Below are 24,594 nucleotides of genomic sequence, written 5' to 3' on the forward strand. Positions count from 1 at the left end.
TTTCTGAAAACCAGCCCTAAACGCCAACAGAATTCCCTCTTCTCTTTACTTCTTTACCGAGGCCAGAATGCGCTTGAAGAACTCGTCTCCGTTGGTGCCGTGCCAGCGCCATACCACCACTAGATCATGCTCCGGATCTACCCAAATGGTGTTGGAACCCGCGCCCAATGCCGCAAAACTAGTGGCCGGGGCACTAGACCATTGCTTTTTCTGGGTGTTCAGCCACCAGAGATAGCCGTAATCAGGGCCATGCGGGCCGGGCGTGGTCGCTTTCTTCACCCATTCTTTAGACACGATCTGCTTGTTCTTCCACTTGCCTTCCCGCAGGAACAGATAGCCGAAACGGGCTTCGTCACGGGTGTTGATCCAGAGGCCGCCGCCCCAACGGGTACCGCCGCTTACGCTGGGCAATTGTTTGCCGTCTACGTCCACGTAAGAGTTCTTATAGGGCAGGTACTGCCACGTATCAGAAGCGCCAATAGGGTTCATGATCTGCTCTTTCAGGACCTCTGGCAGGGGCTTTTTCCAGAGGCGCAGCAGTGATAGAGAAAAGCGATTAATGCGCACATCGTTGTACTCATAGAAGGTGCCGGGCTCTTTGAGTTCTCTTGGTTTGCGTTCGCCGTTGCCAAATTCCTCTTTCCCCACAAACGTGTGCGTCTTCCCGAAGAGTTCTCCTTCCCACTCGCTTGTCTGTTGGGCGTGGTGGTGCCAGGTCACTTTGCGGTTGTGCTCCGAGTCATAGCCGCCGTCTTTGATGTAGTTGGCCACCGGATCGTTGATGTCTTTGATCATGCCTTTGTCCAGGGTCACGCCCAGGATGGTAGACAGAAAACTTTTGGCGATGCTGTAGGTGGGATCTACGCTCTTGGTATCGCCCCACTCGGCCACAATGTAGCCGTGTCGCAGGATGATGCCGTTGGTGCCCGCCCGGCTTTTAGGAATCGGCCCCAGCAACTTCCCGAAGATTTCTTCCTGGGTGGAGAAATCCTTCGGCATCTTGGTTTCCTGGGTTTGGGCGTACAGCACCGCCTGTGACAGCAACTCGGGGTCCATGCCTACCTGCTCTGGCGTTCTCTGCTCCCATTTATCGCCTTTCTCGGGGTAATAGACTTTGGCATCCGCCGAGGCGCTTTGGGTAGTAGCAGTTGGGTTGGTCTGACAGGCAAAAAGCCCAAGCCACAGAAACGGCAGAAGCCGATGGTGTATTTTTCTCATAGGGGATTAAGGTGCTGGCTGAAAAGCAAGATAGAAAGACTTCTAACATAGAGCATCGTTTCCCGCCCATATTCTGAAAAGGAGACCAAATTCAAAAGGCGTTTCCAAGCCGTTTTCTACAAAACAGCCTTAAAACTCAAAGTATTCTGTTGAGGGCTTTACGGTTTTGGTTTCTTTCTTTTCTGGATGTTTGCCTTGGAGAATTTCCTTTAGCACCTTCTTCTCGCGCTTCAGGTCAGTGGCCACTTTCTGTTTTACCCGCTGCTGGTCATAGGCTACTTTGAAGTTGCCTTCCCGGCCTTTGATGGTGAGGAACAAGTTGGGGTTGTAGGTGGGCCCGGCGGCTACCACGCCAAAGCGTTCGTCTTTGTCGCGGCGGTTGGCTTTGAGCGGCAGACGCACGTGGTAGTCCATTACCTGGTCAAAGGTGTGCGTGCCCGAGACCGACATAGATGACAAACGGGTGGCGCTGGATTTGATTTCCATCTCGGGGATGTAGACGATGCGGTTCCTGATGTAGAAGTTGTTCCTGATCTCAGAGAACCGGAGATTCGCCAGCTCGTCGCGTTTCACAAACAAACTGAGTTTCTGCATGGGCGCGAATTGGATCAGCTGGCCGTTCCGCAGGATGGTTTTAACCTGGGCCTGCACCAGATCGGTTCGGGGTGACAGGTGATGGTCCAGGTAGGTGTCTGACTCAATCTGGGCCGTTAGCTCGCCGCGCAGGTGCCGTTGCATGATAAAGTTCTGCCCGAAATCCTCGAACACATAAAAGAGGCTGTCCACCCGGATGTTCTCCAGGTTAGCGACAGAGGTGACCTTGATCAACGGCCTGCGGGCATCCATCCGGCCCCGGATACTGAAAGTCCCTCCACCGGCTTGCACCGCCATTCCGGGGGTAGAGAGCACCTTGTCTTTGAGCTGGATGCGCCCGTGTAATTGCCTGCCTCTAAACCGCCTGAATTTCACTTTTTGCGCCGAGGTTTTAAGGTCTAACTCCAGCCGGGCGGGCATGTTGAACGCGTAGGAAGAAGCTACCTTGCCTTTTCCTAAACCAGATAGACTTTTCGCGCCCGAGGAAGCCGTCAACACCTGATTTAAATCCAGAGACCCAACCTTCACCTCTGCCCCTACCCGCAGCGTCTGGTTCTTCAGGAAAAGCCAGGCCAGCACGTTATGGAGAGTACCATTGGCCTGAAAATCAGAGTTGCCCATGCGGCCCTTGAGACCGGAGACCGCCACGTCATTCTTCCGGAACAGGAACGAGCCGGTCAGGTTCGTCAAAGGCACCGGGTGCTGCCTTAACTGCAGGCGCACTTGTTTCAAGGTAGCCTCGCCGCTGGCGCTGATTCCCGCCCCATTAGGGTTTCTCCTGAAGGCCCCTACATTTCCACTGAAGGCGAACTGCACCTGAGCCTGCCCGCTTCCGCTTTTGATGTCTTTTACCGGAAACAGCCCCAAAACGTGCCCCACATCAACTTGGGCTTTCAACTGCACCTGCAGGTCTGGGTTGGCGAAGTTCCTATATACCACCTCTCCGCTGAAAGGATTGCCCTGCAGCTTGCCCTGGATCTTGCGTAACTCCAGCACCGAGGTTTGCCAACTTTGCTGGGCCCCGTTTGTAAAGCGCCCTTCCAGGTTCACCTGCTCTATTTTCTCGCGGTAGTCTGGGTGGAAGAAAGAAGCATTTCGCGCCCCAAAAGAAAGGGTCACTTGTGGGTTCTTCCTGGAAGACATTTCTCCTTTCACCCCGCCACTGAAATACACATTCCCGCTGCTGCGGTACTTTGAAAATTGCCTGGAGAATTTGGGTGGCAGCAAGGCTAGGATAGACTGCACATCGGTGTTCTTGCCTTTGACCTGCAGGTCCAGTTGGGTTTTTCCCCGGTGAGCAATCTGACCGTTTACCTCGTACACGGCCCTCCCGATCTTCACCTCAGAAGGTTCTATGGAAATTTCTTTTTTCTGTGTGTTCAGGCTTAGGTGGCTGTGCAGGGTTACTTCCTTGTCTCTGAAGTAATCATTGCTGCCAATGCTGATGGCATGGATGCGGGTATTGCCGCTCGCCTCAATCTTCAGGATGGGCTCCTCCATTGACAGACTGGCCGAGACGGCGTGCGCCTGGGCCTGGAACCGCTGCTTCCGTTTCAGGTCTTGGTAAATCACCTGCACCCTCCGGAGGCTGATGCGCTGTAGTTCAAAGCTGAGTTTGTCTCCCTGAACGGTATCTGTACTCTGGTAAAAAAGATAGTTTGCCTCGCCATTAGGCAACACCCGGGCGTGTACGGTTCCGTCTTCCAGGTGCATTTCCCGAAGGTGGTAAGTGCCGCGCAACAAATCCCAAATGTCAAAGGTGCTGTAGACTTTCTTCATTCTGGCCAGCGGAACCTTGCTGCCCGGCACGGTCTCGGTTATCTCTACATTCTCCATCCGGATGGCTACCTGCGGAAACTGCTCCCACCAGGTCACCTCTATCTTCTCCACGGCCACTTTGGTCTTGATGTGCTGATTGGCCTCGGCCACAAAAAGCCCTATGATTTTATCCTGATACAGGTACAGCACCCCTACGGCCAAGGCCATGACGAAAAAAATTCCGGCTACCCCAAAAAAAATCAACCGACTTACCCGTTTTCTGCTTTTCACAAACTTTCTGATTTTCAGGCGTTAAATATACGGCAAGCCTAGCGCCCCTCCAATGGTGAAACGGTTCTTCAGAAATTTTAGCATTTTTTTCAAAACTGGATTTGGTAGATTAAAAAACAACCCCCATATTTGCATCATCAAACGGGGACAAAAGGTCAACGAAAAACAAAAAAAGGGATGTTAGCTCAGCTGGTTCAGAGCATCTGCCTTACAAGCAGAGGGTCGCTGGTTCGAATCCAGCACGTCCCACTTACTAAAAAGCACTTACGAGGTTAAACTTGTAAGTGCTTTTTTATTTGCAAATTGTTTGCAAGCATCTGGCTTCTTTCACGCCTGAACGAAGTTTTCCATTCTCTTCAAGAAAAAGATTTTCCATCAGTTCTTCTTTAACATTCAGGGCATCTTAGTATCTACTCCGTCTATTCCCCCGAAGCGAGGCGGGAATGCCGTTGAGGTCGCAGGCTACCGCCTGCCCTGAGGCTATGTGGTCCATGGTTGGGCTGGTGATGCTCCTTGCCTAGGAGAAACCGGCGGTTTGCGTAGCGAGGGGGGTAAGAAGGTATAATTGGGCTAGAAGGCTAAAGAACAGGAGAGCGTAGAATTTTATCAATGGGGTTATGGATTCTCCCAAACTTAGGAATAAATCCTAGTAGGGCAATGTTGACAAGGGCACCTCCCCTTATTACCAAACCCTTTAACTTCCCCCTGCCAACCAAGTCCTCATCTCTCTGCTCCCAGATTATTCCATCCTTGGTTAACATATCAGTGGTAGTTCGCTCCATTAATGGAATACCCGTTGAGGGTCGGGAGACGTCCCTCTTTTGATGGTTTCAAACTTTATAAGGATCAAAATAGGTCACCACAAGAAAGCCCCTAGGAGCATCAATCCCTTGCAGGCTACTATATATCCCTCTACAGTTCTTTTATTGGCTGCCTTCCACTACTTTTGTCTCCAGGCGCCTGAAAATCACTACCGTTCACCTGTCGCGCGTTTGCCATCTTTCCACCACCCTACACCTTCTTAGTTAACCGTTTATGAGCATTCCCAAACTTCAGACAGGTATTGATGCCTTTGACCTTATCTCAGAGGGCGGCTTGCCTGTTGGGCGGACTACGTTACTAGCCGGCAGTTCCGGGAGTGCCAAGACCCTGTTCGCTGCCCAGTTCCTGGCCATGGGAATCCTGAAATTCAACCAGAATGGAGTGTTCGTGACCTTTGAGGAGCAGGTGGAGGACATCCGGAATGACCTGAAAGGGTTCGGCTGGGACATAGACCTATGGGAGTCCGAGGGAAAATGGACGTTCATAGATGCCTCCCCCAAGGAGGAAGACGTTATCACCATCGGGGAGTTTGACCTGAGCGCCTTCAGGATAAGGCTGGAAAGGTCCATCGCCAAAAACAACGCCCAGCGAGTTGTCATTGACTCCATCGGCAGCATCTTCACCCACTTCCCCGAGCACAATATCATCCGGCAGGAGATGTCCAAGGTGACCATGACGCTCAGGCGGGTGAAAGCCACGGCCCTCATCACCACTGAGCGGACGGAAGAATACGGGGCTATCTCTCGATACGGAGTGGAGGAGTTCCTGGCGGACAATGTCATGATCCTGCGCAATGTGCTCACGAACGAGCGGCGCCGGCGCACCATCGAGATCCTGAAATTCAGGGGCAGCAACCACGTGAAAGGGGAGAGCCCCTTTACCATCGTGCCCTCGCAGGCGATAGTGATCGTCCCTATCTCGGCCATGAGACTGACCCAGCAGGCATCGGACCAACGCGTCTCCTCTGGGGTGCGTGAACTGGACCAGATGTGCGGCGGCGGGTTTTTCAAAGGCTCCATTGTCCTGGTTTCCGGAGCCACGGGAGCCGGTAAGACGCTTTTGGCCTCTAATTTCATAAACGGCGCCAAAGAGAAGAAGGAGCGCTGCCTGCTCCTGGCTTTCGAGGAAAGCAGGGAGCAGATCCTCAGGAATGCCAAGGGCTGGGGCCAGGACCTGGGGCAACTGGAGACCGAGGGATTGCTGAAGGTAGTCTCCACCTATCCGGAGGTCTGCTCGCTGGAAGACCACCTCATCAACATACAGGAACTCGTAAAGGAATTCAGACCCGACCGCATCGCCCTTGACAGCATCTCGGCCCTGACCCGCAACCCTTCCGAAAAGGGATTTCAGGAGTTTGTGGTGGCGCTCACCAATTTCCTGAGGCACGAAAAGGTCACCACGATGTTCACCGCCACCACGCACATGCTCACTGGCGGGGCCTCCATCACCGAGGGCGACATCGCCACCATCACTGACACCATCATCTTGCTGAGGTACGTGGAGTTGACTGGCGAGATGCAGCGGAGTATCACCGTACTCAAGATGCGCGGCTCCCGGCATGACGCCTCCATCCGCCAGATCTTGATAAACGAGGAGGGAATGCAGATTGGCCAGCCTATCACCGGTATAAGCGGCCTGCTCTCCAACACCCCTATAGTAGCCTAAGGAAGTACTCTCATGGGAAAGACCTTCCCGGGCCCAAAGGAACGCAAAGTACCTAGCACAAAAAATAATGACTAATTACTGGATACAACTATTCATAAACAGAAACAGCACCACCTCCGTGGGGGCTGAGGAAAATTTGAATGCTATCCTCAAGAAATACTTCCCTGGTGACTACCAGCTCGAGATTATAGATATTCAGGAAAATCCGGACAAGGCAGAGGAAGCCGGCATTCTGGCTATTCCCACCCTTATCAGGAAATGGCCTCAGCCGGAGGTGCGTCTGATTGGCGCCTTGACCGTACAAACCCGCGTGCTGGCAGGCTTAGGCATCGCCAATGTGGACCATTTACTAAAGCAGTAAGAAGGTCAGCTTTTCACGCAGCGGCTATCATCCCGCATAAAGCGGCCTGCCTAGTTGATAAAGCCCCTGGATTTTACGGTATGTCTGCTGCGTATTCCCCCTCGACAGTCCAATTTGAATGAATGGATAGAGCCCGCATATGTGCGGCATCCTCAATATCAACCCGCTTTTAGGAAGGTATCCCGTTCCCTCCCCTGAAACTTTTCCCCTGCCAGCATTGCACTCCCGGATAGTAGCAGGACCTAGCGTAGACAACACCTTGCAGGAAACCATGGAGCAGAGATTCATTACAGTACTAGGTAAGGTGGAGTGCCCCAAGCCCGGCAACAACCAGGTGCCCTCGAACGACACCGCCCATCAGGTCACCCACCTACTGGGTAACGGGTTCCGCATCTAAGGCATGCCCCCCAGCTAAGCCCCGGCACAGAGGAGGATGCCAGGCAAGATTCCATCCTCTCTACCACCTACCTGGTCGTAGTGGAGGACCAATCCCTGAAATCGGTGGGAATCCCGGAAAGCGGTGCCGAACCTTACCCAGAGCGATTCGGGGCAAAGCGCCTTTTGGTCAGGAACCGGCCGGGAATCCCCCTTTCCCGTATAGGGTTGAATGATGGAAAACCAATACCCGTAGGGAAACTGCGTATCCGCTACGGCGAACCCTGCCGGGGAGTTAGGCCGGTGAGGCGATTCGCCAAACGCGGCTATAATTGCACCGGCCCTGGACAGCCACTCCCGTAGGTGCCGTTTCTTCTATGTAGGAGGGCCAGACCCCGTGAACGTGGCGCACGGGAGATGATCCAAATGCCTCGGCTGGGAGACGGCCTGCCGCATGCTTCTGGGATAAGCCATAGTTGGGTCCTGAAAACACCCTTAAATACTACCTTCTCGAATTTAATAACCTTAGCCGCCTTTATTTTGATGGGGAACTCACCTGGGAACACCGATAGACTGGATAAACTCATCGAGCTGAACGATGAGCTGGAGAACTACTTCAGCAACACCATCATCCCGCAGCTTTTCGTGGATGCGGATATGATCCTTCGCAAGTTCACCCCGGCGGCCATGACGCACTTCAAGCTCTCCGACAGTGACGTGGGGCGGCACATAAATGAGGTGTCCAATAACATCCGCTTCCCCACCATCATCGAGAACATCCATGAGGTGATTGACAGCAACAAAAGCCTGGAGAAGGAGATACAGACCACAGACAAGGTTTGGTACCAGATGAACATCCTGCCCTACATCATCAGGAAGGAGAACAGGAGCAATGGCGTCATCATCACGTTCATCGATATCAACGACCGCATTCAGATCCTGAAGGGATATGAGAAGCTCAACCGGAACCATGAGATCATTATCCACGCGCTCTACCACGACATCAAGGGGCCTATCTCAAACATAGAGGCCCTGGTGGGCATCCTCAATGAGAGAAACGGCGACGAGGAAGAGACGATCCAGGTCTTGGAGAGGTTAGGCCAGTCCATTGCCAAACTGAAGGAAACGGTGGATGACCTGGTAGACATTGGCGTGAACGACACTGACTTCACCAAAGCCCCCGAGCGGGTGAACTTCGAGAACGTGATAGAGGACGCTATCCTCTCCCTGAAAGACAAAATCTCTGAGACCAACGCTAAAATCACCTCAGAGGTGGGGGTATCAGAGATTAATTTTTCCAGAAAGAACGTCAGAAGCATCATCTACAACCTGCTCAGCAACGCCATCAAGTACAAGGCGCCTGACAGGCGGCCTGAGATCCTCATCAAAACGGAGGAGTTGCCAGATTCCATTCTGTTGACCGTGAGCGACAATGGCTCAGGGATTGAGGAAGGCAAAAAGGAGGCGGTCTTTACCCGCTACACCCGGCTGAGGGATGAGGTGGAAGGCACCGGGATCGGGCTGTTTATTGTCAAGAACATGGTGGAGGACATGGGCGGAGAGATTCAGGTGGAGAGTGTCGTGGGGGAAGGCTCCACCTTCAAAGTATATTTCAAGGGGAAGCTTCCCCCCATTGGATAAGCACTGGGTTGCGCATCCAAGTGATCGTTCAAAGTTTAAGAGGATGCCAATGGCTGTTCTTCCAAGCCTGGTGACAATGATTGCCAAGGAATTACAATCACCTAATCCCTTCGACGGGCATATTCCAGGGTGCTGAAACACTCCTAAAAGGCAGATGCTTTTAAACCCCGGTCACTGGCATCTTTATAGCCGTCTGTTTTTACGCAGGGCACGTATAGGTCAAGGGAGGTTCTACTCACTGGACCTCCCCCCATGGGAACGCACAGCGCTTCCAGGGACGCTCACCTTTCAACCCTACCGTTGCGAGAGGCGGCTTCAAAAGCATTGGCAGGGTGTCATTGTAGTGACATAATGCCGATGGAGATGGATCCGACTAAGAAAGTGCTGCTCGTGGATGATGACGGGATTTACATCTTCCTGCTGAAAAGGTTATTGAAGAGACTCGGCTCCGTAGGGGAGGTCGTCTCCGCTAAGGAAGGTTCGGAGGCGCTGGCGATGCTGAGGATGGACGCTGAGAGGGGAACGCTCCCCCAGGTGATTATCACCGACATCCAGATGCCCGGCATGGACGGGATTGCCTTCGCAAAGGAGCTCGCCAAACTCGGACTGGTGGATTACCGTCACACGAAGGTTATCCTGAACAGCGGGAAGGCCAGCTACGCCAACCTGGACTGGCCCGTTGAGGTTCCCTCAGCCTCCTTTTTCCCCAAGCCGCTCACCTATGAGGATTTGGCAGGTATCCTGGGTTGAATCCGATTATTCTGTCCCCGCAGGTACTCGGCTCACGAACTAAACCATCGCCCGGTTCCCGGGACGACATTTTCGGGGAATATTGAAATGTGGAGGTGTCGTTGAAACCGGGAGGCACCCCACTTTCGTTGAATCATCAGCAAAGGTGATTACCTAGAATCTTTTTATCAGACCGATAATCTTTTGCTATTCCAACAGTGAGACCCCGAACTCTTTTGACAGCAGGGTGTCAAGTTGCTTGAGGTCCGATACCAGATCCAGATGGTTATGCGTCCATAATAATCCTGGCTTGCTTTTCATGATCAGCTTGTTCAGTTCAGCCATCTTAAAGTAAAAGGATTGGGATTGTAGCTCAAGCTGCAGTAGCGCCAACCTTCCTTCAATATCGGCTTTCCTTTGCTTGACCTCATCGACTATCCCGATAGCCGAATTGAAATCCAACTCCCCTTGTTCGAAGGATTCCAAGAGCGCGCACTCGAAACTGGCGCACTGCCTCGGCCTTCTGGAATAGATACTGCAGCCATCGCAATAGCTTTTGCAGGGTTGAAGGAAAAAACCCTCGCCATTTGCATTCTCAGTATCCATCATCAATTCCCTCAATGCCGGCGCCTCTTCACGGCCGATCTGTACGAAACCGATCACGGTACCGTCACAGCAGAACCCACAGGACAAACAAATATTCGTTGAGTCATTCATGTAATTGCCTTATGTAGGGGCCAAACATACATATTATATCTGGCTAACCTGTGCGGAAAACTGAACAGGCTACCGAATATACTTTGTATATTCACAAGTATTTACCTAGCCTAGGCATCTCACTTCAAAATGATTCCTGCTTCAAACAATCTGTTTGCTGCTTGTCTGCCTAGGTTCTGCCGGTTACTTTCTCTTCAAGTCTAGCAGATACTAACAGTGAAGCACATCTTAAAAATTCCACAATCAGTTGGGTTGAAGCTTTTCAAAATCAAAGAGAGATAGTCATTTATGTTTACTTGGAAATGAACCTGAAAACAATACTTTAGAGGGGCAGCACTTCTTGCACTTTCTACACTATTGAATTCCCAATGAGCAATTAAGCCAGAATAGATCCATCTGGTCTCCGGCCTAAGCCATTCCAATTGAAAAGTCACACCCTACCTTTGAAATACAATTACCCCGCTCATACTTGCAGCCCATTATCAGCTCTCTGCTTTTACCCAATTACTTTATCTAAGCTTGGAATAAAATTCAAAAAAGCCTCAAAGTTGTTATGATACTTCTCTCTATCCAGCTTGAAGTAGAACGCTCCCTTTCTGGAGTGCTCTTTATCCTTTTCCTTCAATCGGACTAGCAAGCCAGTGGATAGTACTTTTCGGGTGAAGTTACCTTTGTCAAAGGTGTTCTCATATAGCTTTTCATAAAGGGTATGAAGCTGTTGGAGGGTGAACTTATCGGGTAACAACTCAAACAAGATAGGGTGGAACGCTGCCTTATAGCGTAACCTCGTCTTGGCCATCTTCACCATAGCGTTATGGTCAAAGATCAAGTTTGGCGTTTCACTGAGCAGAAACCACTCGGCCTGGTAGTCAAAGCTTAATTGCGCCTCATATTTCTGGATGTCAACCAGGGCAAAGTACGGAACGGAAATAGTGCGCTCCATAGGATCGCGGTTTGGTTCGCCAAACGCCGGAATTTGCTCCAGGTACACGCCCTCTAACCCGGTAAGCTGTTTAAGAACCCGTTGGGCACCCGCCCCCAGGCTTTCGTCTGGCTGTATAAAGCCCTCCATTAAACTCCATCTGTGCATCTCCGGCTCAAAGCCCCTTTTAATCAATAACAGTTTGAAGTTCTCGCCGTCAAACCCGAAAATGATACAATCAACCGCAACATGAACCCTCGTCTGGCCCGAATACTTCATCCTTCCGCTAGTGGGTTTCATTTGATGAATACCATATTGCTGATAATTGAGAGATTCCATCTTGCTGATGTTATAAAGTTGGTTCAAGCTTTCACATGGCTAATGGTTGCCATTATGCCGCCCAGCGGAAAGTGCCGTTGAAATTTCCCGCTGAGCTGGCAGTACGTTCTTAAGTGCAACGTTCATCAACTGACTGTCTGATCACTTCCCTGCCTTGGCGGTGAGGAATTTGTTCACGTTCAGCCAGTGCATGAAGGCGTCAAACCAACGGTTGCTGGTTCTGTCGGGGTTACCGAGGCCGAAGCCGTGGCCACCGTTCTGGTAGAGGTGGAACTCAACTGGGATGCCTGCTTTGTACCAGGAATCAATCACGCCAAACTGACCGCGGAAGAGAAAATCATCGGTCGCGATAACGTTGAACATGGGCGGAGCGTTCTTAGGTACTTCCACCGGGCCCATGCCGCCATAGATAGGTCCGATAAAGGCAAGTTTCATGGTTTTGGAGTGGAGGGTGGAATGCATGGTGAGCCCGGCACCGGCTGAGAAACCGATCATGCCTATTCTATTAGGATCTACCCCCCATTCTTTGGATCGTTTCAGGATCATGACATAGGCAGCTTCAGCGTCCTCTAGCTGGTTAGACAAGTCAGGTAGCTGCGAAGCGGGCGGAGTTGCACCTCCCGAAGTAGTGGAAGACGCAGCCGGGGCCGGCGTACGGGGTCTATCCATCCAAGCCTTGAAGTCGTCGAGTGATTCTGGCGTGGGGTGGAGCCGGTATTTCAGGACAAAGGCGGCAATTCCTTTATCCGCAAGCGCTTTTGCTACTTCCCAGCCCTCGTTATCCATAGAAAGCCAACGGAAACCGCCGCCAGGGGCTACAATCACGGCGGTGCCATTCGCCTTGCCCGGGGCAGGCAGAAAAGGGGTGAGCGTGGCCGTGGAGATGTTCCGGGCCATAGGGTCGCCCCACTGCTTAAACCAGGTCTCGGGCGCTTTCTGGCCCTCTACCCCACCCGGGCCGAGTTTGATTGCATTAGGCTCGGCAGGAGCTTTGAGTGGATAGATGGTACCGTCCTGCGCCATGGCCGGGGCGGCAAAAATCAGGAAGGAGGCGAAAAGCCACGCTTTTGCTACGTTTATCGGTTTATAAGTCATAAAGATGATGGATAGGTAAGGTTTAACTATGTAATAGGGTTATACAATTTCTGAAGGATGGACGCCTTGATCTGGGGCAAGCGTCTGCTTGTGTCTCCTTTTCGGGGCTACTTTCCCAAAAAGGGCCCCTAAACAGAAGCTTAATATCTAAATGCACAAGCGGACGCTTGCGGCATAACCTGAAATAAAAACGCTAAACAGCTTCTTATTCAATAGGAGTATGTAATTTCTGAAAGGCGAACAAAGGAGTTCCGTCTACCCAAACAGTAGACGAATCTCCTTTGTCACCGTGCAATTGATTCTATGATAGTTAGGCAGTTTTACTGAGGAAGTGCATCGTTGGCAGAAGTGGCGTACAAACCAATCAAAGTACCCGTAAAACCACCCGCCACATTGGTGGAAAGAATATCACCCGACACAGCGCCACCTACATTCACAAAGTCGGTTCCATTCAGGGCATAACTGAATTGGTAGCTATCTCCGGCGGCTTTCACCTGCAATTGAATTGGCTTCTTAACATCTATCTTCTGGCTGGCGATAATTTTAGAGGTACCTTTCTCTGTTCTTTCCAGCACTAAATAATAGTCTTTGCCTTTTCTAGTAAGCCCGAAAACGTAGTTGAATTTCTCGCTTTGCAGCAACGTAATACCCGCCAAATCCTTTTCTGAAGCAGGCTTGTAATCAAGGGTGGTGGTGTAAGAGAAGGTATTGTGCTGTTGGCGGTGGAAGAGCGTTGACGTAGGCTTCAGTTCTTTGATATTGGTAGCGAACGGGGTGATCTGTAAACCTTTCTTGGATGGAGAAATAAACGCCTCACGCGGGCCTCTTAACCCAACCCAGCGGTAGTCCAGCTTCTTGGAAGTGAAGTCATCTTTGAAGGTGAAATTGCCATTAGGGAAGAAACCTTCTTTTCCGGTTTTGTTTACCACCCCTGCTGGTGTTTTCAGCTTTGGCTCCATAGGCACCAATCCATTAACGAAAATGGGGAACTCACCTGACCAGTCAACCGGCAGGATAAACGTCTCGCGCCCGATGTTGACTCTGCCCTTTTCATTCGGACGGATGGCCAGGAACACGCCGTAGTATTTGTTATCCGGACCTAGCACTAAATCGGCGTGGCCGGCCCAATCTACTTTGTTTGGTCTGTTAGGGTTCAAACTTCTCTGCGACAGGATAGGGTTATTGGGAGCCGGGATAAAGGGCCCCATTGGGGAGTCGCCCACGAAAACCACTTCGCTGTGGTTTCCGCCCGTACCTCCCTCGGCGCACATCAGGTAATAGCGTCCGTTTTTCTTATAGATATGCGGGGCCTCAATCCAGATGGGTTTTTTCGCGAGGTCCACGCCACCGTTTACGATGATCTTATCGGTACCGGCAATGACTTGGTCTTTGGCAAGATCATATTCCCATACCTTGATCACACGGTGCCCTTCGTACAGTTCTTTGCCTTTGTGTGGGGCATCGTTGTGTACTACATAAGCTTTCCCGTTATCATCAAAGAACATAGAGGGATCTATTCCGCCGAATTTCAGCTTGTAGGGCTCACTCCAGCCTTTGGCCGGGTCCTTCGATTTCACCACAATGTTCCCTGCTCCTCCGGCAAATGCCGTCACAATCATGTAGAAGGTGTCATTGTTGGGGTTGTACTCTATATCTGGCGCATACACCCCGGCACTGATAGGCGTATCATGCACATCCAGCTGTGAAACTCGGTCTAAAGCGTGCCCTATTTGCGTCCAGTTTACCAGATCTTTTGAATGGAAAACGGGAACCCCAGGGAAAATAGCGAAAGTGGAAGCAACCAGGTAGTAATCATCGCCTTTGCGGGTGATGGCCGGGTCTGGATAAGCTCCCTGCAAAATAGGGTTGTAAAATTCGCCCTCCTTTAACGGATAGTTATTGTATACAGGATCGTTTCCTTCATAGACAGAATTGGAAAACACCGGGGCGTTTTGAGCACGTTTTTTCGAATTCTGGCCGTTTGCATTAAATCCGATCGAAAAACAAATGACCATCAAAGCACAGAGCAAACCTGCCCGGCGACTTCTAAAAGGAGCAAATTCAAATTTCATTCTCTTCATCTTAAAATATTAGCTGTTTTGTTTTGAGCCTGATTTCCTGAAATCCCCCTTAAAACAGGAGCTTCAGACAAGTTTGATGGGATTACTTGTTAAGGACTATTCTGAAAATCTCCAGTAGTCGAAAAACAGGATGTTGGTGGCTGCTTTTCCTTTGAAGACAAAATAGACATCGTGCACGCCGGTTACTTTTTTAACATCAGTAGATACCAGGGCCCAGCGGTCATTCCCGCCGGTGAGTGGCACGTTCACGGTACCAATCAACTCGCCTTCCACACTTCCCAACCGGACTTCCATGGTCACATTGCCATTGTGGGTGGTTCCGAGCCGGGCGGTCAGTTTGGAGGCGCCTGTTTTCCGGAAATCAACGTCTTTTACTTTGGTGTAAGCCCCGTCCCGCAGGGCGGTCACGAATACGCCAACGTTGGCATTCTGCCCAGATTTCACCCCTTCAGACCAAGCCATGGTTTCTGCCTCGTTCTTCACAAATGGATTCACAGGAGCCAAGCCTTTGGTAATTCCCTTCGTCATTTTCAGAGGCTGTATGGTACCGTCTTTTTTGAAGGCCACTTCTTCCACCGCAACGGAGCGGGTAAAACCGCCTCCGCCCGGCAAGGCACCGTTGTGATAGAAGAAATAGGTCTTCCCTTTAAAGTCAATGATGCCCGGGTGATTGGTAAAACTGCCGCCTTCGGTGGGCATCAAAACACCTTGATATTTCCAGAGGCCTGTGGGGCTGGAGCTGGTGGAATAGCCGATATGCTCTGGAATAGGGCCTGCGGCGAAGAGCAGATAATACAGCCCTTTGCGCTTGTAGAGCCACGGGCCTTCCTCGTAGGTGGTGGGCCTTTCCGGGTTGCCTTCGCGCTTGCCGAACGATTCTACCGTGTTGGGTACCTTCAACACCTCTCCCTGGTACGAGATCATGTCTTCGTTCAGCTTGACGTAATAACAATTGGGGTTGCCCCAGTACAGATAGGCCTGCCCATCGTCATCTATGAACACATTAGGATCAATGTCACCCACCCCGCTTTGGACCAAGGGCTTATTCAGGGGATCTGTAAATGGCCCGTACGGACTGTTGGCAACCGCTACCCCAATGGCACCTCTGTTATCCTTGGTGGTGACGGGAACATACATGTAAAATTTACCTCCCCGCTCAATGCACTGCGGGGCCCACGCGTTTATCTTGGCCCAGCTGAAATCTGAATAGGACAGAATAGTGCCGTGATCGGTCCAGTTCACCATGTCATCGGTGGCATACAACTTCCAGTCGTTCATGGTAAACCAAGTAGATTCGTCCTCATCGTGGCTGGTATACAGGTACAGTCTGTTGTTATACACCATGGGCGCCGGATCGGCAGTATAGGTGGTCTGGATGATGGGATTCTGCGCCTGGGCAAAACCCGACACCAGCCAAAGCGCCCCAACCCAGCTGATTGTCTTGAAAGGATTACTCATGTTTAACACTCAAATTTCTGAAAGTCACCCTCTAGCAGCTTTGTCTGTATTGCTGAAACTGGGAATTACTCTGCTTGGGTTATTTGCCCGTTTATCCGGAAATAATCAAAATCTACCTGACCGCCGGGCGTTTTGGTAGCATAGTTGAATAACCCGAAACGGTAACCCATGAAATGCGGAATAGTATAAGCCATTTTCAGCGACGAGCCGATTTTGGTCCAGGTTTTTCCGTCCAGGCTGTAGAAGAAATTCGCTACGTCTTTCCGCTCCTTGAAATCACACTCGGCCTTCAGATACACCTTATTCTGTTGAAGGGGAATCCGCCCCACTTCCTCTGGCCTTCCGGATTGAGCATTGACCATGACAATGGATTTGGCCCCGTTTTCTGATTTCACCCCTACTAAGCCATACCGTTGCTGCAACAAGGCCAAGCCAGCAAAATCGCCGTCCTTCATGTTGGACACATCTATCAAAGTTGAACCAGTGCTCTCCGGCCCGATGGTGCGTTGGGTAAGCGTGTTTCTGGCCAGCAGGATAGAGGTATCTATCCGGCCGGTGGTCAGGCTCAGGTAGCCCTTCCGTTTGGTGACGGACCATAGCTTGTTGTCTGGATTGTGGTTCCACTGCCAAACCAAAGGCAGGGTCGCCTCGCCTTTCTTGCGGGTGAACTCATCTGAGGCCACAATGCCCGGCATCAGGCCTTTGCTGGCAGGTAGGTTCAGGTTATCGGGCGCTTTGCCTTCAACTCCCAAAACAGGCCAGCCGTCTTTCCAGGTAACCGGCACCAGATACGGAATACGGCCCACGGCCCCATAATCCCGAAACAGGTAGGCGTACCAATCACCCTTTGGCGTGTCAATCAATCCCCCCTGGGCTACGCCTTTGTCCTGCAGAGCCACCCAGCCTTCATAGGGACCCGTGATCTTATCTGCTTTATGCACAATCACCGTGCGCATGCCGTCTTTGGGCCAGGCGATATTGAACAGGTAGTACTTGCCATTTACCTTGAAAAGCTGCGACCCTTCGGCGGGTAAACCCACGTTTGGTCCGGCCGGGGCACTGGCGTTGTCGATGAGTACCCGTTCGGTATCGGGCTTCGGCCCTGATAGATCTTCCCGGAGCTCAAGTATTTTCAAGTTACCGGCCCCGTAGATCAAATACACCTTTCCGTCATCGTCAAAGAAAATGGTGTGGTCATGGTAAGACGGCCTGAAAGAAATCGCTTTCCAGGGACCTTTCTCGATGTCTTTGGTGGTGTACACATGCGTTTTTCCGGTGGTTTGCGCAAAAGTGGTCAAATAGAAGGTGCCCTTGTGGTGCCGCAGACTACTGGCCCACGAGCCTCTTCCGTAGGTGCTTTTCCCGTTCGTGAGGGTCAATTCATCCAAATTAGCCAAGGTATCATAGGCATAGCCAACCAGGTTCCAGTTCACCAGATCTTTTGACTTCATGATGGGCACGCCCGGGCTCATGTGCATGGTGGTGCTGCTCATGTAATAGGTGTCCCCCACCCGTATGATGGCAATATCCGGCACATCGGCGTGGATGATAGGGTTCTGGGCACCTTGCCCTCGTGAAGGCAAGGTCCAGCAGAGGGAAAGAAGGGTCAGTAAAGCTATGCGCGAAAGTTTCTTACTCATACGTATCTATATTCTCTTTTGGAAAGCCACTACTCCGCCCGAACGTTTTTATACCCCAACAAAGTCAGCATTTTAGCGCCGTATCTTCTGCCCAGCTTGCGGTATCCTTCAGCCGAGAAATGCAGTTGGTCAGTCACGGCCGGGCAACCTTCCGAAGAAATGACGTGGGCCTTTGGTATTACCTGAGGCAGCTTGGCGATGATGGCGTTCATGCTGGCGCATTTACCGCCCTGCTCCTTACTTACCATTTCGCCGGCCAGCAAAGGCACTTTTTTGGGATTGAGGTTCAGGTCTTTCACCAAATTATCGTACACGCCTTTCACCTTGGAAGGCCAAGCTTCATCTCCGGTATTAGACTCGCCCTGGTGCATCAAAATGCCTTTGATAACGCCGTCTTTCTGAGCTAGTTTTGCCATTTCCACCAGTCGGCCGTACGGGTTCTTGTCATAGGGTACCAGCGCCGCCGTCATCCAGTCGGGGGCCGTCGCCACGTAGGATTGGTAGGTGCCTTTTTCAAACAATTCTATTTTGCAGCCTCCCACCGCCACGTTGATCACCCCCACTTTGATGTTTTCCGGAAGGGTAGCGAGCAAGGTGCGACCAAAGTAATCGGCGGGGGTAAGACCGGTGTTGCATCTTGCCAGTGGAGGAGTAGCCGGGTACCACTCACCTTTTTTCCTTCCCAGTTCGGGACAGTCCACCGCTTCCAGGACCTTGAACCGGTTGTTGGCGGTGGTGTCCTGTGGCTCAAATTTGGCGTGACCCTCCATGTTGGATTGCCCGAAGCACAGGAAGATGTAGAAATTAGGGTCTTGGGCTAAGGCCGCCGTATGCAGCCAAAACAAGACAGCCAGGAGGGAAAGACTTCTTTTATAGTTCATGTGTTTACGGGTTAGTTCTCCATCAAATACTGTATTTCTAAGGTTCAGAATGCTGCCAAAGGGTTATTCAAAACCCTCACTTAAACCTAGTTTAAGGCTGTTTTCAGAAAAACAGCCTTAAACGCTTTCGCTTACTTTCACCAGTAATAGAACTGGTCCGCTTGCCTTACTTTGCCAGCTGCAACCTGTATACCTTACCAGCTTTGGTGGCCAGGTCATACTCATAGATGGTTCTAGGTGGCGTATTCTTCAAACTGGCGCCCGAGGCAATCAGCGGTTCTTTGGTGGCCGGGACCTGGTAAAAAGGATTCGGATTGGTACCAGTTGCTTTTTGCAGCCCTTTGCCAGAAAGCGGATAATACGACCGGATTCTACAAGTCCCGCCTAAAGAAGACTGAACAATTATCTCATTGGGCTTCGCACCGGCCCAGTTTAAATCCACTTCAAACCCACCCGGAGCCCGGAGTCCCTTGATGCTACCTTTCTGCCAGGCATCTGGCAAGGCGGGAAGCAGGTGAAGGGCTCCGTCGTGGCTTTGCAGGAGCATTTCGGCGATGCCGGCCGTGCACCCGAAGTTTCCGTCAATCTGAAACGGAGGATGTGCGTCAAATAAGTTAGGATAGGTGCCTCCCCTTTGCTCACCGTCTGGCTGGATGGAGGGCGTAAGTTGGTCCTGAATCAGTTTGAGGGCGTGATTTCCGTCCAGTAGCCGGGCCCAGAGGTTCACTTTCCAACCCATCGACCAGCCCGTAGACTCATCGCCGCGGGCCTGCAGCGACGTTCTGGCCGCCGCAAACAACTGCGGGGTTCGGTACGGAGAGATCTGGTTAGACGGGTAAAGTCCGTACAAGTGCGAGACATGGCGGTGGTTGTCCTTGGGGTTATCCCAGTCAGCCATCCACTCCTGAAGCTGTCCCCACTTGCCCACCTGCATGGGCGGCAGTTTTTGCAGACTTGCCTTTAGTTCTGCGGTGAAAGCAGCATCGGTTTTAAGGACTTCCGCCGCCTTGATGGTTTTGCTGAACAGGTCAAACACCAGTTGGTTGTCCATGGTAGTACCTGCTGCGATGGACGCTTTATGGTGCAGACCGGGCGCATTCTCCGGCGAAATGGAAGGGGCCACTACCAACCATTGATTCACGGGTTCAGCCACCAGAAAATCCAGGAAAAACCGCGAGGCTTCCTTTAAGACGGGGTACACCGAAGCCAGATACGCTTTGTCTCCGGAGTACGCATATTTGTCAAACAGATGCTGCGAAAGCCAGGCACCGCCCATGGGCCACATGCCCCAGAAAGCCCCGTCCACGGGACCGTTGATGCGCCAGATATCGGTGTTGTGGTGCAATACCCAGCCTCGGGCACCGTACATATCCTGAGCCGTTTGCCGCCCGGACTCCGCTACCTCTTGCACCATCTTTACCAGCGGCTCGTTCAGTTCCGTGAGGTTGGTGATTTCCGAGGGCCAGTAATTCATTTCCGTGTTGATGTTCACGGTGTACTTGCTGTCCCAGGGCGGGGTAAGTTGGTCGTTCCAGATGCCCTGCAGATTGGCAGGCTGCCCCCCGGGCCGCGAGGCCGAAATCAACAGATAGCGGCCAAACTGAAAATACAGCGCGACCAGATCAGGGTCGTTCCCGTTCCTGAATTTCTCTATTCTTTGGTCGGTGGGCAGGTTAGCGGCCTCGGTTTTTCCTAGATTAAGACTTACCCGGTCGAAGTACTTTTTATAGTCCGCCACATGGTCCTGGTAGAGGACGTTAACCTTCTTTTTCAGAGCTTTCTGAAGATAGGCCTCGGCCTGCTTCCCGGCGTTGCCGCTGATGTCTTGGTAGTTCCTGAAGTTGGAGGCGATGGAGATGTAAATGGTCACCTCATTTGCCCGTTCCACTTGCACACTGGTTTCATTGGCCTGCACAGTTCCGCCGGTGGCCTGTACTTTGGTTCTGGCCTGAAACTGGACCTTGCCTTCCACGCCATCTACCGTACCCGTTTTACCGGACAAGAGCAGCATGTCCTTGCCTTGGGTAGAAACCTGTGCGTTTTTGGGTCGGTCCATGGTGGCTGAGAAACTGATGGAACCCGGTTTATCGGCGGAAATCCTTACCACCATCACCTGGTCTGGGAACGAGGAAAAGACCTCGGTTTGGTAGTTCACCCCATTCACCCGGTAACGCGACGTAGCCACGGCTTTTTCCAGGTCCAGTTCCCGGTGATAATAGGTGTAGTTTTCATGGCCTTGGAACGAAAGCTTCAGGTTGCCCACGGTCTCATACGGCATGCCGTGGGAGGTTTTGCTGATGAATTTTTGGTTCACCAGATTCTGGGCTTCCTCATACTTCCCGGCAAAAATCAACTTCCGGGCTTCGGGTAAGGCTTCTTTTGCTTGCGGGTTATCATTGCGGTTCGGCTGCCCGGCCCACACTGTATTCTCATTGAGCTGAATGGTTTCCTGCACCGGATTCCCGAACACCATGGCCCCTAACCGTCCGTTCCCCACGGGTAAGGCTTCCACCCACTGTTTGGCGGGCTGCGTGTACCAAAGCTTTAGGGGGGCGGAAGTTTGAGCAGACACAGGGCACAGCAAGGCCATACTGATTACCAGACAACCGATAAAAATCCGTAAAGCCTTTTTTTGAAATCTGTGCATGGGGCGAATCTCTCCTTTTGGGTAACGTTGGTTACAGCGGGTAATGCGCTTGGCTCCTAAGCTGTTTGAGGCCTGTTTTTCTAAAATCAAGCCCCAAACAGGGTTAAGAAACAGAGCACGCTCCTACTCTTTGAGAACTTTTTAATGTAGGTAATAGCTCAGTGATTTGGGCCCGTTTTCAGAAAAACAGCCCCAAAACGCAAGACAGGTTTTTACATTACTGGCCCACCATCACAATGCCGCCCTGTGGCTGAATGGTGACTTTGAGCTCACCGTTCTTGGCTACTTTCACTTTTTTGGTGTAGCTGCTGCCGTCTTTGTTATCGCCGTAGAAAACGACCTCTTTTCCGGAAAACATGGGTAAACTGAGTTTCAGGTTCACGGGCTCAGATTGGGCATTTACGCCGGCCACATACCAGTTGGCTCCGTGTTGCCGGGCCAGTACGCTGTACTTACCGGGGTATCCATCCAGGAACTTGGTGTCGTTCCAGGTGGTGGGCACCTGCTTCATGAAATCAATCGCGAAAGCGGGAGCATCTTGCAGGTTGTTGGGCGCAAGGGCGAAAAACTGCACCGGGTTCTGGAACAGCACCGACGTGGCTAACTGGAATACATCGGTGGTTTTGCGGTAGTTGCCGCCGTTATTGGTGCGGTTGTAGCGCTTGTTCAGGACCACGCCGCCAAACTCCATGCTACCCACGGCGTTCCGGATGAAGGGGTGCAAGGTGGCACTGAAGGCCTCGCGGTCGTTGGCGTGCTGGCTGAACATCAGGTTCTCGGAGGCCAGTACGGCTTCACTGCCCACGTAATTGGGGAACATGCGTTCCCAGCCTCTCGGCAGCGTGGCTCCATGGAAAACCACCATCAGCCCGTAATCATTCGCATCCGAGAGGATTTCTTCATAGAGGCGCATGGTTTCCTGTTTGTCTCCTCCGAAAAAATCGACTTTAATGCCTTTCACCCCGTTCTTTTTCATCCACTGCATTTCCTTTTTGCGGGCGATGGCGGTATTCATTTTGTTGAGGGGCGTTTGGGGCGCATCATTGACGGTTCCGTTGGAGTTGTACCACAGGAAGACGCCTACCTTTTTAGACGCCGCGTATTGGATAAGCTCTTCCATGCGCGGGTACCCAATATTCTTATCCCACAGGGCATCAATGAGGATAAACTGGTACCCCAACTGCGCCGCTAAGTCAATGTACGTGACCTGGTCGTCGTATTTCATGCTCTGGTCCTGCCACATAATCCAGCTCCAGGTTCCTTTGCCGTAATCGTATTGGATGGACGGTTCATACAGCGGCTCCACCACGTCATTGGCGACGGTGGTCTCCACAATGGGCTTCAAACCTTTGCCTACCGTGATGGTGCGCCAAGGGGTAGTACCCGGCACGCCGATGGCGGCTCCGGTGCTCCCGAACCCGTTGTTCTCGGTGATGTCTGGGAACGCGATGGTGTACGTGCCGTCTGGCGTAGGGTCGCTGAGGTGGGAACCGCAGTAAAGGCCTCTCACGCCGGTCTCTGAAATAAGTGCCCAGTTTGCGCCGATTCTAAAAAGCCCCGGAAACGTGTAGCCCTGCCCATGCGCAGATTTCGCCGCGATGTCCTGCTCCACTTGGTACCCTTCCTCGTAGCTCGGCTTGGTTCTGGCAAAACCCACCATGGATTTGGACTGCGGCGTCAGGAAACCTTTAGCCTGTGTGGGGAAGTTGAAGCCGGTTGTTTCTTTTTCCACCACCAGCGCCCGCGGGTCTCCTTGCTCGGGGAGTTGGTACCGGAAAGCGATGTCATTGTTGCTTACCCTGAACACCACCTGCAGCACTTTCTTGTCTTTGTTCACAAACGTGCATTCCAACTCATTGGCCAGGTAATGCACCTGCGACCGTTTGGATTTCTCCTGCTGGTAGGTCTGGTCAATCTTGTTCTGCTTCGCGCCCTCCAGGGTCAGGTTACCGGAATAATCAATCAGATTGGTTTTCAGGCCTAGCGGCGAGTTCTCCAGAATGGGTTCCCCGGCGTAGCTGACCCGGTACTGCGGTTGACCGTTCTGCGAAAGCACCTCTACCTGAAGCCGACCGTCAGGACTCTTAACAGTAGTATTTTGCGCCTGTGCCAAAGAGGAAATACTGATTACTAAATAAAGGAAGATCGGAAATGTTCTTTTCAATTTTTGAAAACGCATACGTAGTTTATTGTTTGGCAGCCTGAATGATGGAATTCACCACGGCCTTGGGTTTGTTGTCTCGGTCAAATAGCAACGGATAATCCGTGCGCCCGCGTACTGGCCAGCCGTTGCGCCAGGAGTCTTTGTCGCTTACGCCCCACAAAGTCACGCGGGAGATTTTATCCTGATGCTTTAAAAAGAGTTTGAAGAAATCTAAGTACCGCTCATTGAAAGCCTGGCTCACCGAATCTGGCAAGCCATTCGGGTAAGGATTCATCTTCTGCTGGTACTCAAAGTTAGCTGATACCTCGGCCCCTATATTTCCGCCGGGCGAAGGCAATACCGTCAGGTCCAGTTCCGTAATCATCACTTTCACCCCCAAACCGGCGAACGCCAGAATGCTTTTCTCAAACTCCTCTGTGGTAGGATAGGTCAACCCGATGTGGCCCTGCATACCGATTCCATCTATTTTAACGCCCTGCTGCTGCAGTTCTTTCACCATCTCCACCACGCCCGCTCTTTTCTTAGGCAGAGCCATGGAATAATCATTGTAGTAGAGTTCGGCTTTGGGATCAGCTTCGCGCGCGAACTGGAAGGCGAGCTTGATGAAGTCTTTCCCGATAATCTCATAGAACTTGCTTTTTCGCCAGGAACCGTCCTCCAGAATAGCTTCATTCACCACATCCCAGGTATGCACCCGCCCTTTGTAGCGGCCCACCACGGTATAGATATGGGTTTTCATACGCTGGATTAACACCTCTCTAGACACGTTACGGCCCAGGCTGTCGGTGAAAAACCAGCGGGGCGCCTGGGAGTGCCAGATGAGCGTGTGCCCGTTGATGAGCATCTTGTTCTCCTCCCCAAACTTGACGAATTGGTCTGGCAAGTCAAATTTGAACTGCCCTTCGCGCGGTTGTATCATTCCGCTTTTCATGCAGTTCTCGGCCACCACAGCGTTGAAGTTCTCCTTCACCACTTGCACCGAAGCCGCATCTTGCCCCGTAATCTGCTGCGTATTAAGCGCCGTCCCAATATGGAACTTGCCTTTGAACGCGTCTTTCAGCGTCAATTCACTTGTCTCTTTTTGGGCAACTTTACAGGCTCCACTTAAAAGCACGACCCCAAAAAGGGCGGCTCTTACCGTGCTATAGAATGTTGTTATCTTCATTTCTTCTACTTGCTTTTAACCAGCTATCTCA

17 protein-coding genes and 1 tRNA gene are annotated in these 24,594 nt (G+C 51.8%); 6 read left to right on the top strand and 12 right to left on the bottom strand.

Annotated elements, in window-relative coordinates:
- Positions 1 to 45: 45 nt before the first annotated feature.
- Together EFB08_RS10030 and EFB08_RS10035 are read right to left on the bottom strand one after the other, a co-directional pair.
- Positions 46 to 1,218 (bottom strand): serine hydrolase domain-containing protein, encoded by a 1,173-nt coding sequence (locus EFB08_RS10030; protein ID WP_123126820.1) that lies wholly within the window; start codon positions 1,216 to 1,218, stop codon positions 46 to 48.
- A gap of 129 nt (positions 1,219 to 1,347) precedes the next feature.
- Entirely contained in the window at positions 1,348 to 3,861 is a 2,514-nt protein-coding gene (locus EFB08_RS10035; RefSeq protein ID WP_123126821.1) for a YhdP family protein, read from the bottom strand.
- 174 nt (positions 3,862 to 4,035) lie between these two features.
- On the opposite strand from EFB08_RS10035, the gene EFB08_RS10040 reads away from it, so the two are divergent.
- The 6 genes from EFB08_RS10040 (at position 4,036) to EFB08_RS10070 (ending at position 9,475) form a co-directional block, all read left to right on the top strand.
- Positions 4,036 to 4,110, top strand: a tRNA-Val gene (locus EFB08_RS10040).
- 786 nt (positions 4,111 to 4,896) lie between these two features.
- Positions 4,897 to 6,348, top strand: coding sequence for a circadian clock protein KaiC (gene kaiC / locus EFB08_RS10050; RefSeq protein WP_123126823.1), 1,452 nt, complete (start codon positions 4,897 to 4,899; stop codon positions 6,346 to 6,348).
- 67 nt (positions 6,349 to 6,415) lie between these two features.
- Complete coding sequence (locus EFB08_RS10055; RefSeq protein WP_123126824.1) at positions 6,416 to 6,709, top strand: circadian clock KaiB family protein; 294 nt, start codon at positions 6,416 to 6,418, stop codon at positions 6,707 to 6,709.
- A 271-nt stretch (positions 6,710 to 6,980) separates the two neighbouring features.
- Positions 6,981 to 7,106, top strand: coding sequence for a hypothetical protein (locus tag EFB08_RS23880; protein ID WP_262707475.1), 126 nt, complete (start codon positions 6,981 to 6,983; stop codon positions 7,104 to 7,106).
- A 521-nt stretch (positions 7,107 to 7,627) separates the two neighbouring features.
- Positions 7,628 to 8,725 (top strand): sensor histidine kinase, encoded by a 1,098-nt coding sequence (locus EFB08_RS10065; protein ID WP_123126826.1) that lies wholly within the window; start codon positions 7,628 to 7,630, stop codon positions 8,723 to 8,725.
- A gap of 363 nt (positions 8,726 to 9,088) precedes the next feature.
- Positions 9,089 to 9,475: a response regulator gene (locus tag EFB08_RS10070; protein ID WP_165864850.1), complete on the top strand. Its 387-nt coding sequence runs from the start codon at positions 9,089 to 9,091 to the stop codon at positions 9,473 to 9,475.
- A gap of 186 nt (positions 9,476 to 9,661) precedes the next feature.
- Here EFB08_RS10070 and EFB08_RS10075 read toward each other — a convergent pair whose 3' ends face one another.
- From EFB08_RS10075 to EFB08_RS10120, 10 genes are all read right to left on the bottom strand, one after another.
- The gene (locus EFB08_RS10075; RefSeq protein ID WP_123126828.1) at positions 9,662 to 10,171 is read right to left on the bottom strand and encodes a YkgJ family cysteine cluster protein; all 510 of its coding nucleotides are present in this window, start codon (positions 10,169 to 10,171) and stop codon (positions 9,662 to 9,664) included.
- Positions 10,172 to 10,667: 496 nt separating this feature from the next.
- Entirely contained in the window at positions 10,668 to 11,372 is a 705-nt protein-coding gene (locus EFB08_RS10080; RefSeq protein WP_123127047.1) for an NUDIX hydrolase, read from the bottom strand.
- Positions 11,373 to 11,573: 201 nt separating this feature from the next.
- Complete coding sequence (locus tag EFB08_RS10085) at positions 11,574 to 12,527, bottom strand: alpha/beta hydrolase (RefSeq protein ID WP_123126829.1); 954 nt, start codon at positions 12,525 to 12,527, stop codon at positions 11,574 to 11,576.
- A 320-nt stretch (positions 12,528 to 12,847) separates the two neighbouring features.
- On the bottom strand, positions 12,848 to 14,599 hold the full coding sequence (locus EFB08_RS10090) for a glycoside hydrolase family 43 protein (protein WP_394342966.1): 1,752 nt from the start codon (positions 14,597 to 14,599) through the stop codon (positions 12,848 to 12,850).
- 105 nt (positions 14,600 to 14,704) lie between these two features.
- Positions 14,705 to 16,066, bottom strand: a complete 1,362-nt coding sequence (locus tag EFB08_RS10095) for a glycoside hydrolase family 43 protein (RefSeq protein WP_123126830.1) — start codon at positions 16,064 to 16,066, stop codon at positions 14,705 to 14,707.
- Positions 16,067 to 16,131: 65 nt separating this feature from the next.
- Positions 16,132 to 17,706 (bottom strand): glycoside hydrolase family 43 protein, encoded by a 1,575-nt coding sequence (locus EFB08_RS10100; protein ID WP_123126831.1) that lies wholly within the window; start codon positions 17,704 to 17,706, stop codon positions 16,132 to 16,134.
- Between the two features lie 29 nt (positions 17,707 to 17,735).
- The gene (locus tag EFB08_RS10105) at positions 17,736 to 18,587 is read right to left on the bottom strand and encodes a sialate O-acetylesterase (protein WP_123126832.1); all 852 of its coding nucleotides are present in this window, start codon (positions 18,585 to 18,587) and stop codon (positions 17,736 to 17,738) included.
- 166 nt (positions 18,588 to 18,753) lie between these two features.
- Positions 18,754 to 21,234, bottom strand: coding sequence for a glycoside hydrolase family 95 protein (locus EFB08_RS10110; protein ID WP_123127049.1), 2,481 nt, complete (start codon positions 21,232 to 21,234; stop codon positions 18,754 to 18,756).
- A gap of 217 nt (positions 21,235 to 21,451) precedes the next feature.
- Positions 21,452 to 23,398: a glycoside hydrolase family 97 protein gene (locus EFB08_RS10115; protein ID WP_227006290.1), complete on the bottom strand. Its 1,947-nt coding sequence runs from the start codon at positions 23,396 to 23,398 to the stop codon at positions 21,452 to 21,454.
- Positions 23,399 to 23,420: 22 nt separating this feature from the next.
- Positions 23,421 to 24,563: an endo-1,4-beta-xylanase gene (locus EFB08_RS10120; RefSeq protein ID WP_123126834.1), complete on the bottom strand. Its 1,143-nt coding sequence runs from the start codon at positions 24,561 to 24,563 to the stop codon at positions 23,421 to 23,423.
- Positions 24,564 to 24,594: the final 31 nt, after the last annotated feature.

The sequence above is a fragment of the Rufibacter latericius genome (assembly GCF_003721515.1).
Lineage (GTDB): Bacteria > Bacteroidota > Bacteroidia > Cytophagales > Hymenobacteraceae > Nibribacter > Nibribacter latericius.

What these genes read in the sequence shown, in the direction of transcription:
- EFB08_RS10030 (WP_123126820.1), bottom strand. Translation starts at nt 1,218, where the DNA reads ATGAGAAAAATACACCATCGGCTTCTGCCGTTTCTGTGGCTTGGGCTT.
- kaiC (WP_123126823.1), top strand. Translation starts at nt 4,897, where the DNA reads ATGAGCATTCCCAAACTTCAGACAGGTATTGATGCCTTTGACCTTATC.
- EFB08_RS10055 (WP_123126824.1), top strand. Translation starts at nt 6,416, where the DNA reads ATGACTAATTACTGGATACAACTATTCATAAACAGAAACAGCACCACC.
- EFB08_RS23880 (WP_262707475.1), top strand. Translation starts at nt 6,981, where the DNA reads ATGGAGCAGAGATTCATTACAGTACTAGGTAAGGTGGAGTGCCCCAAG.
- EFB08_RS10065 (WP_123126826.1), top strand. Translation starts at nt 7,628, where the DNA reads ATGGGGAACTCACCTGGGAACACCGATAGACTGGATAAACTCATCGAG.
- EFB08_RS10070 (WP_165864850.1), top strand. Translation starts at nt 9,089, where the DNA reads ATGGATCCGACTAAGAAAGTGCTGCTCGTGGATGATGACGGGATTTAC.
- EFB08_RS10075 (WP_123126828.1), bottom strand. Translation starts at nt 10,171, where the DNA reads ATGAATGACTCAACGAATATTTGTTTGTCCTGTGGGTTCTGCTGTGAC.
- EFB08_RS10080 (WP_123127047.1), bottom strand. Translation starts at nt 11,372, where the DNA reads ATGAAGTATTCGGGCCAGACGAGGGTTCATGTTGCGGTTGATTGTATC.
- EFB08_RS10085 (WP_123126829.1), bottom strand. Translation starts at nt 12,527, where the DNA reads ATGACTTATAAACCGATAAACGTAGCAAAAGCGTGGCTTTTCGCCTCC.
- EFB08_RS10090 (WP_394342966.1), bottom strand. Translation starts at nt 14,599, where the DNA reads ATGAAATTTGAATTTGCTCCTTTTAGAAGTCGCCGGGCAGGTTTGCTC.
- EFB08_RS10095 (WP_123126830.1), bottom strand. Translation starts at nt 16,066, where the DNA reads ATGAGTAATCCTTTCAAGACAATCAGCTGGGTTGGGGCGCTTTGGCTG.
- EFB08_RS10100 (WP_123126831.1), bottom strand. Translation starts at nt 17,706, where the DNA reads ATGAGTAAGAAACTTTCGCGCATAGCTTTACTGACCCTTCTTTCCCTC.
- EFB08_RS10105 (WP_123126832.1), bottom strand. Translation starts at nt 18,587, where the DNA reads ATGAACTATAAAAGAAGTCTTTCCCTCCTGGCTGTCTTGTTTTGGCTG.
- EFB08_RS10110 (WP_123127049.1), bottom strand. Translation starts at nt 21,234, where the DNA reads ATGCACAGATTTCAAAAAAAGGCTTTACGGATTTTTATCGGTTGTCTG.
- EFB08_RS10120 (WP_123126834.1), bottom strand. Translation starts at nt 24,563, where the DNA reads ATGAAGATAACAACATTCTATAGCACGGTAAGAGCCGCCCTTTTTGGG.